At 71.9% G+C, this 8,081-nt stretch carries 6 protein-coding genes; all 6 read left to right on the forward strand.

The features are described 5' to 3' along the window. Positions 1-31 precede the first annotated feature (31 nt). The 6 genes from ACEPPI_RS14060 (at position 32) to ACEPPI_RS14085 (ending at position 7,929) form a co-directional block, all read left to right on the forward strand. Positions 32-1,648 (forward strand): carboxyl transferase domain-containing protein, encoded by a 1,617-nt coding sequence (locus tag ACEPPI_RS14060; protein ID WP_373915564.1) that lies wholly within the window; start codon positions 32-34, stop codon positions 1,646-1,648. Positions 1,649-1,674: 26 nt separating this feature from the next. After that, positions 1,675-3,696 carry a biotin carboxylase N-terminal domain-containing protein gene (locus ACEPPI_RS14065; RefSeq protein ID WP_373915565.1) on the forward strand — a complete coding sequence of 674 codons (2,022 nt, stop codon included), beginning with the start codon at positions 1,675-1,677 and terminating at the stop codon, positions 3,694-3,696. 11 nt (positions 3,697-3,707) lie between these two features. Continuing rightward, complete coding sequence (locus ACEPPI_RS14070) at positions 3,708-4,628, forward strand: hydroxymethylglutaryl-CoA lyase (protein WP_373915571.1); 921 nt, start codon at positions 3,708-3,710, stop codon at positions 4,626-4,628. 8 nt (positions 4,629-4,636) lie between these two features. Then, positions 4,637-5,797, forward strand: coding sequence for an acyl-CoA dehydrogenase family protein (locus ACEPPI_RS14075; protein WP_373915566.1), 1,161 nt, complete (start codon positions 4,637-4,639; stop codon positions 5,795-5,797). 147 nt (positions 5,798-5,944) lie between these two features. Further along, positions 5,945-6,997 carry an ABC transporter substrate-binding protein gene (locus ACEPPI_RS14080; RefSeq protein WP_373915567.1) on the forward strand — a complete coding sequence of 351 codons (1,053 nt, stop codon included), beginning with the start codon at positions 5,945-5,947 and terminating at the stop codon, positions 6,995-6,997. Between the two features lie 41 nt (positions 6,998-7,038). Further along, on the forward strand, positions 7,039-7,929 hold the full coding sequence (locus ACEPPI_RS14085; protein ID WP_373915568.1) for a siderophore-interacting protein: 891 nt from the start codon (positions 7,039-7,041) through the stop codon (positions 7,927-7,929). The last annotated feature ends 152 nt before the right edge of the window (positions 7,930-8,081 follow it).

An 8,081-nucleotide genomic window follows, 5' to 3' on the forward strand; every position in this document is an offset into this window, starting at 1 on the left:
AAAGCGTGCACCGAGCAAGGGAGCTCGACCGATGCAGCAGGCACCAGTGCTGACGAGCGCCGCGGACCCGGCGTCCGAGGCCTGGCGGACCAATGAGGCCGCCCACCGCGAGCTCGCCGAGGGCCTGCGCTCCCGGCTCGACGCGGCCCGGCTCGGCGGCGGGGAGAAGGCCCGCGCCCGCCACACCGCCCGCGGGAAGCTGCTTCCCCGCGACCGCGTGGACGCCCTCCTGGACCCCGGGTCCCCCTTCCTGGAGCTGGCCCCGCTGGCCGCCGAGGGGATGTACGGGGGCGCGGCGCCGGCCGCGGGCGTGATCGCGGGCATCGGCCGGGTCAGCGGCCGCGAGTGCGTGATCGTCGCCAACGACGCCACCGTCAAGGGCGGCACGTACTACCCGATGACCGTCAAGAAGCACCTGCGGGCCCAGGAAGTGGCTCTGGAGAATCGTCTCCCCTGCCTCTACCTGGTCGACTCCGGCGGCGCCTTCCTGCCCATGCAGGACGAGGTCTTCCCCGACCGCGAGCACTTCGGCCGCATCTTCTACAACCAGGCCCGCATGTCGGGGGCCGGCATCCCGCAGATCGCCGCCGTCCTCGGCTCCTGCACGGCGGGCGGCGCGTACGTCCCCGCGATGAGCGACGAGGCCGTCATCGTGCGCGGCCAGGGCACGATCTTCCTCGGCGGCCCGCCGCTGGTGAAGGCCGCCACCGGCGAGGTCGTCACGGCCGAGGAGCTGGGCGGCGGCGAGGTCCACTCCCGCGTCTCGGGAGTGACCGACCACCTCGCCGAGGACGACGCGCACGCGCTGCGGATCGTACGGAACATCGTGGCGACCCTGCCCGACCGCGGAGCCCTGCCCTGGTCGGTCGAGGTGCCCGAGGAGCCCAAGGTCGACCCGTCCGGGCTCTACGGCGCGGTCCCCGTCGACTCCCGGACCCCCTACGACGCCCGCGAGGTCATCTCCCGGATCGTCGACGGCTCCCGCTTCCAGGAGTTCAAGTCCGAGTTCGGCCAGACCCTGGTCACCGGCTTCGCCCGGATCCACGGACACCCGGTCGGGATCATCGCCAACAACGGCATCCTCTTCTCCGAGTCCGCGCAGAAGGGCGCCCACTTCATCGAGCTGTGCGACCAGCGCGGCATCCCCCTCCTCTTCCTCCAGAACATCTCCGGCTTCATGGTCGGCCGGGACTACGAGGCGGGCGGCATCGCCAAGCACGGCGCCAAGATGGTCACGGCCGTGGCCTGCGCCCGGGTCCCCAAGCTCACGGTGGTCGTCGGCGGCAGCTACGGCGCGGGCAACTACTCGATGTGCGGACGGGCCTACAGCCCCCGCTTCCTGTGGATGTGGCCCAACGCCAAGATCTCCGTGATGGGCGGGGAGCAGGCCGCCTCCGTCCTGGCCACCGTCAAGCGCGACCAGATCGAGGGCGCCGGCCAGGAGTGGCCCGCCGAGGACGAAGAGGCCTTCAAGGCCCCGGTCCGCGCCCAGTACGAGGAACAGGGCAACGCCTACTACGCCACCGCGCGGCTGTGGGACGACGGGGTCATCGACCCGATGGAGACCCGGCAGGTGCTGGGACTGGCCCTGACCGCGTGCGCGAACGCCCCGCTGGGCGACCCCGCTTTCGGCATCTTCCGTATGTGACGTGATGTGACGTGAGGACCTCTTCGATGTTCAGCACTGTTCTGGTCGCGAACCGGGGCGAGATCGCGGTACGGGTCATCCGCACGCTGCGGCAGCTCGGCATCCGCTCCGTGGCCGTCTTCAGCGACGCCGACGCGGACGCCCGGCACGTACGGGAGGCCGACACGGCCGTCCGGATCGGCCCGGCGGCCGCCGCCGAGAGCTACCTGTCGGTGGAGCGGCTCCTGGACGCCGCCCGCCGCACCGGCGCCGAGGCCGTCCACCCCGGCTACGGCTTCCTCGCGGAGAACGCCGGCTTCGCACGGGCCTGCGCCGACGCCGGGCTGGCCTTCATCGGCCCGCCCGCGAACGCCATCTCGCTGATGGGCGACAAGATCCGGGCCAAGGAGACGGTGAAGGCGGCGGGCGTGCCCGTGGTCCCCGGCTCCTCCGGAAGCGGCCTCACCGACGCCGAGCTGGTCTCCGCGGCCGAGGCCATCGGCATGCCGGTCCTGCTGAAGCCCTCCGCGGGCGGCGGCGGCAAGGGCATGCGGCTGGTCCGCGACGCGGCCGTGCTGGCCGAGGAGATCGCCGCCGCCCGCCGCGAGGCGAAGTCCTCCTTCGGCGACGACACCCTGCTCGTGGAGCGGTGGGTCGACCGGCCCCGGCACATCGAGATCCAGGTGCTGGCCGACGCGCACGGCAACGTGGTCCACCTCGGCGAGCGCGAGTGCTCCCTCCAGCGGCGCCACCAGAAGGTCATCGAGGAGGCCCCCTCGGTCCTGCTCGACGAGGAGGTCCGCGCGGCGATGGGCGCGGCGGCCGTGGAGGCGGCCCGCAGTTGCGGGTACGTCGGCGCGGGCACCGTGGAGTTCATCGTGCCGGGCGGGGACCCGTCCTCGTACTACTTCATGGAGATGAACACCCGCCTCCAGGTCGAGCACCCGGTGACCGAGCTGATCACGGGCCTGGACCTGGTGGAACAGCAGCTGCGGGTGGCCGCGGGGGCTCCCCTGGGATTCGGGCAGCAGGACGTGCGGCTGACCGGCCACGCCATCGAGGCCCGCGTCTGCGCCGAGGACCCGGCCCGCGGCTTCCTGCCGTCCGGCGGTACGGTCCTGGCCCTGTCGGAGCCGCAGGGCGGGGCGGTGCGCACCGACTCCGGGCTGACGGCCGGCGTGGACACCGGCTCCACCTACGACCCGATGCTGTCGAAGGTCATCGCGTACGGACCCGACCGGGCCTCGGCCCTGCGGTCCCTGCGGGCGGCCCTGGCCGACACCGTGATCCTGGGCGTCCAGACCAACACCGGCTTCCTGCGCAGGCTCCTGGCCCACCCGGACGTGGTCAGCGGGGACCTGGACACGGGTCTGGTCGAACGCGATCTCCAGGCCCTGCTCCCGGAAGGGGTCCCGGCCGAGGTGTACGCGGCGGCCGCGCTGCTCGCGGCGGCCAGGCCCGCCCGGCCGCAGGGCTGGGCCGACCCGTTCGACGCCGCCGACGGCTGGCGCCTGGGCGGGACCCCGGCCTGGACGGTGCACCACTTCCGCCTCCCCGGCCGGGACCCGGTGGAGGTCCGCACCCGCCCGTCCGGCCCCGGTACGGAGCTGCTGCTCGCCCCGGACGGCGACGGCCCCGCCGCCTCCGCCGCGGGCCGGATCGTGGCCCGCACCGGCGACCTCGTCACCGTCGAACTGGACGGCGTCACACACCGGTTCAGCCACGCCGCCTCCCCGGAGGGGACCTGGCTGGGCCGTGACGGCGACGCCTGGCACGTGCAGCGGCACGACCCCGTCGCCGCCCTGCTCGGCGGGGCCGGCCGGACCGGCGCCGACACCCTCGCCGCGCCGATGCCCGGCACCGTCACCGTCGTCAAGGTGGCCGTCGGGGACAAGGTGGCGGCGGGCCAGAGCCTGCTGGTCGTCGAGGCGATGAAGATGGAGCACGTCATCTCCGCCCCGCACGCCGGCACCGTCACCGAACTCGACGTCACCCCGGGCACCACCGTCGCCATGGACCAGGTCCTGGCCGTCGTCACCCCGGACGAGGAAGAGGAGGGGGACCGGTGAACGGACTGCCCATGACCGTCCCGGCCCCCGGGCTCCCGGCCCGGGTCCGCATCCACGAGGTCGGCGCCCGCGACGGCCTCCAGAACGAGAAGACGGCCGTACCCACCGCCGTCAAGGCCGAGTTCGTCCACCGCCTCGCCGCCGCCGGTCTGACGACCGTCGAGGCGACCAGCTTCGTGCACCCCAAGTGGGTGCCCCAGCTGGCGGACGCCGAGGAGCTGTTCCCGCAGCTGCGGGACCTGACCGGGGTGCAGCTGCCGGTCCTCGTCCCCAACGAGCGCGGCCTCGACCGCGCCCTGGCGCTCGGCGCGGACCGCATCGCCGTGTTCGGCTCGGCCACCGAGACCTTCGCCTCCCGCAATCTGAACCGGACCGTCGCCGAGTCCCTCGCCATGTTCGAGCCCGTCGTGGCCCGCGCCAAGGAGGGCGGGGCGCACGTGCGCGGCTACCTCTCCATGTGCTTCGGCGACCCCTGGGAGGGCCCGGTCCCGGTCCACCAGGTGGTCCGGGTGGCCAAGGCCCTGCTCGACCTCGGCTGCAACGAGCTCAGCCTCGGCGACACCATCGGCGTCGCCACCCCCGGTCATGTCCAGACCCTCCTCAGCGAGCTCAACGAGGAGGGCGTACCGACCGACCGGATCGGCGTGCACTTCCACGACACCTACGGCCAGGCGCTGTCCAACACCCTCGCCGCGCTCCAGCACGGGGTGACCACCGTCGACGCCTCCGCGGGCGGCCTCGGCGGCTGCCCGTACGCGAAGAGCGCCACCGGCAACCTCGCCACCGAGGACCTGGTGTGGATGCTCGACGGCCTCGGCATCGAGACCGGGGTCGACCTGGCCGCCCTCACCGCCACGAGCGTGTGGATGGCCGAACAGCTGGGCCGTCCCAGCCCCTCCCGTACCGTCCGCGCCCTCTCCCACAAGGAGTAACGAAGATCATGGCCCTCGACCACCGGCTCACCCCCGAGCACGAGGAACTCCGCCGCACCGTCGAGGCGTTCGCCCACGACGTCATCGCCCCGAAGATCGGCGACCTGTACGAGCGCCACGAGTTCCCGTACGAGATCGTCCGCGAGATGGGCCGCATGGGCCTGTTCGGCCTGCCCTTCCCGGAGGAGTACGGCGGCATGGGCGGCGACTACCTCGCCCTCGGCATCGCCCTGGAGGAGCTGGCCCGTGTCGACTCCTCGGTCGCCATCACCCTGGAGGCGGGCGTCTCGCTGGGCGCCATGCCGCTCTACCTCTTCGGCTCCGAGGAGCAGAAGCGGCAGTGGCTGCCGAAGATGTGCTCCGGGGAGGTCCTGGGCGCGTTCGGCCTGACCGAGCCCGGCGCGGGCAGCGACGCCGGCGGCACCCGCACCACCGCCGTCAAGGACGGCGACGAGTGGGTCATCAACGGCTCGAAGTGCTTCATCACCAACTCCGGTACGGACATCACCGGTCTGGTCACCGTCACCGCCGTGACCGGACGCAAGGCCGACGGCCGTCCGGAGATCTCCTCGATCATCGTCCCGTCGGGCACCCCCGGGTTCACGGTCGCCGCGCCCTACTCCAAGGTCGGCTGGAACTCCTCGGACACCCGCGAGCTGTCCTTCGACGGCGTCCGCGTCCCGCTGGCCAACCTGGTCGGCGACGAGGGCCGCGGCTACGCCCAGTTCCTGCGGATCCTGGACGAGGGGCGCATCGCCATCTCGGCGCTCGCCACGGGCCTCGCGCAGGGCTGCGTGGACGAGTCGGTCAAGTATGCGAAGGAACGACACGCCTTCGGCAAGGCGATCGGCGACAACCAGGCCATCCAGTTCAAGCTGGCGGACATGGAGATGCGCGCGCACATGGCCCGCATCGGCTGGCGCGACGCGGCCTCCCGCCTGGTGGCCGGGGAGCCGTTCAAGAAGGAGGCGGCGATCGCGAAGCTGTACTCCTCGACCGTGGCCGTGGACAACGCCCGTGACGCCACGCAGATCCACGGTGGCTACGGCTTCATGAACGAGTACCCCGTGGCCCGCATGTGGCGGGACTCCAAGATCCTGGAAATCGGCGAAGGCACGAGCGAGGTGCAGCGCATGCTCATCGCCCGTGAGCTGGGCTTCGGCGGCTGACGGACCCCCGCGACGCGCGGGGAGCGGCAAGGGGACCCGAGAAAATTAGGGTCCCCTTACTGTTTTCGGCCAAGGTTAGGCTAACCTTCCCCCGAGCGGTCCACACCCCCGGTGGCCGCCCCTGCGCGTACGAAAGCGGACATCGACATGCCCAAGCCCGGAACCTCCTTCCTCTCCCGTCGCGGACTCGTCGCGGCGGGCGGCGCCCTCGGCCTCGTCGCGGCGCTCAGCGCCTGCGGCGGCAACACCGGCACGGCGAAGGACGGCGCGGGCGACAAGGGCGGGGCCTCCGCGGCCGCTTCCGGCCCCTGGACGTTCAAGGACGACCTCGGCAAGGACGTCAGCACCAAGTCCACGCCGAAGAACATCGTCGCCTTCACCGGCACGGCCGCCGCCCTCTACGACTACGGCGTCCAGGTCAAGGGCGTGTTCGGCCCGACCAAGCTCGCCGACGGCAAGCCCGACCCGCAGGCCGGCTCCATGGACATCTCCAAGGTCGAGATCCTCGGCAACGTCTACGACGAGTTCAACGTCGAGAAGTACGCGGCCCTGCGGCCCGACGTGCTGGTGACCAACACCTGGGACGGCTCGTACTGGTACGTCCCCGAGGCCTCCAAGGACAAGATCCTGAAGCTGGCCCCGGCCGCCGCGATCGCCACGGGCAGCGACGCCTCGATGGACAAGGCCCTCGCCCGCACGGCGGAGCTCGCCCAGTCCCTCGGCGCCGACCCGAAGAACCAGAAGACCGTCGACGCCAAGGCCCGCTTCGAGGCCGCCGCCGCCAAGGTCCGCGAGGCCACCAAGGCCAACCCGGGCATCAAGGTGCTCGTCGGCTCCGGCGACCCGGACCACCTCTACGTCTCCACCCCGAAGACCTCGGCCGACCTGAAGTACTTCGAGTCCCTCGGCGTGGAGTTCGTGACCCCGGACAACCTCGACAAGGGCAGCGTCTTCTTCGAGAGCCTCAGCTGGGAGAACGCCGGCAAGTACAAGGCCGACGTCGTCCTGCTCGACAACCGCACCGGCACCCTGCAGAACGAGCAGCTGACGAAGGAGAAGCCCACCTGGGCCGCGCTGCCCGCCGTCAAGGCCGGCCAGATCGCCCCGCGCGTGACGGAGCCGATCTACTCGTACGAGAAGTGCGCGCAGATCCTGGAAGACCTCGCCAAGACCGTCCAGAACGCCAAGAAGGCCAGCTGACCACCGCCGCTCCGGCGCACATCCCAGGGGGGATCCTCCGCATGACCGCCACCGAATCCGCCGCGCACTTCGGCTTCTTCACGCTCGAAGTCCTGCGCACGCGGCGCCTCGGCCACTCGTTCCTGCGCGTCACCTTCGGCGGGGAGTCCCTCGCCGGCTTCCGGTCGGGGGGCTTCGACCAGAGCCTCTCGCTCTTCCTGCCGCCCGCGCACCGGGAGCACACCGAACTCCCCTCCACCGCCGAGGACACCTGGTTCGCCGAGTGGCGGGGGATGCCGGAGGAGGAGCGGCCCGTGATGCGCTCGTACACCGTGCGCGAGCAGCGGCGCACGCCCGGCGGGGCGGACGAGGTCGACATCGACTTCGTCCTGCACGGGGACTCCTCCCCGGCCTCCCGCTGGGCCGGCGGGGCGGTGACCGGCCGCCGGATCATGGCCATCGGCCCGGCCGTCGCGGAGAACAAGTCCGTGCGCTTCCAGCCGCCGGCGGGCACCGACGCGGTGCTGATGTACGCGGACGAGACGGCCCTGCCGGCCGCCGCGGCGATCCTGGACCGGCTCCCCGCCGGAACCAGGGTGAAGGCGTGGTTCGAGGTCCCGCACGAGGACGACCGGATCGCCCTGGCGACCCCGGCGGACGCGGACGTCACCTGGATCGTGCGCGAGAAGGGCGCCGGCCGGGAGCGGACCGAAGAGGTGGTGGAGCGGGTGCGGGCGAGCGCGCTGCCCGCCGCCGAGGCCCCGTACGCCTGGATCGCGGGCGAGGCCGGCACCATCCGCGCGGTACGCCGCCACCTGGTGCAGGAACGTTCCGTCGACCGGCGCGCGGTGCGGTTCACCGGCTACTGGCGCCTCGGTGCGAGCGAGGAGCAGCTGCTCGCCGAGACGTACGCGGGCAAGGCCGCGAGCGAGGACCCCGCGTCCGAGCTGTAGCAACACGCGCGCCACGCGTGGCATTTGGGAGAAGGGGCCCCGCCGTCGCCCGGGCCCCTCTACAATTTGCCCAAATAATATGTTATGCTAAACAAAAAATTAAAAATAGGCATAGCGGGGGGGTGGGGAAAATTTTGTTTTTTTGTTTTTTT

It is taken from the genome of Streptomyces sp. AB3(2024) (assembly GCF_041862025.1).
Classification (GTDB): Bacteria; Actinomycetota; Actinomycetes; order Streptomycetales; family Streptomycetaceae; genus Streptomyces.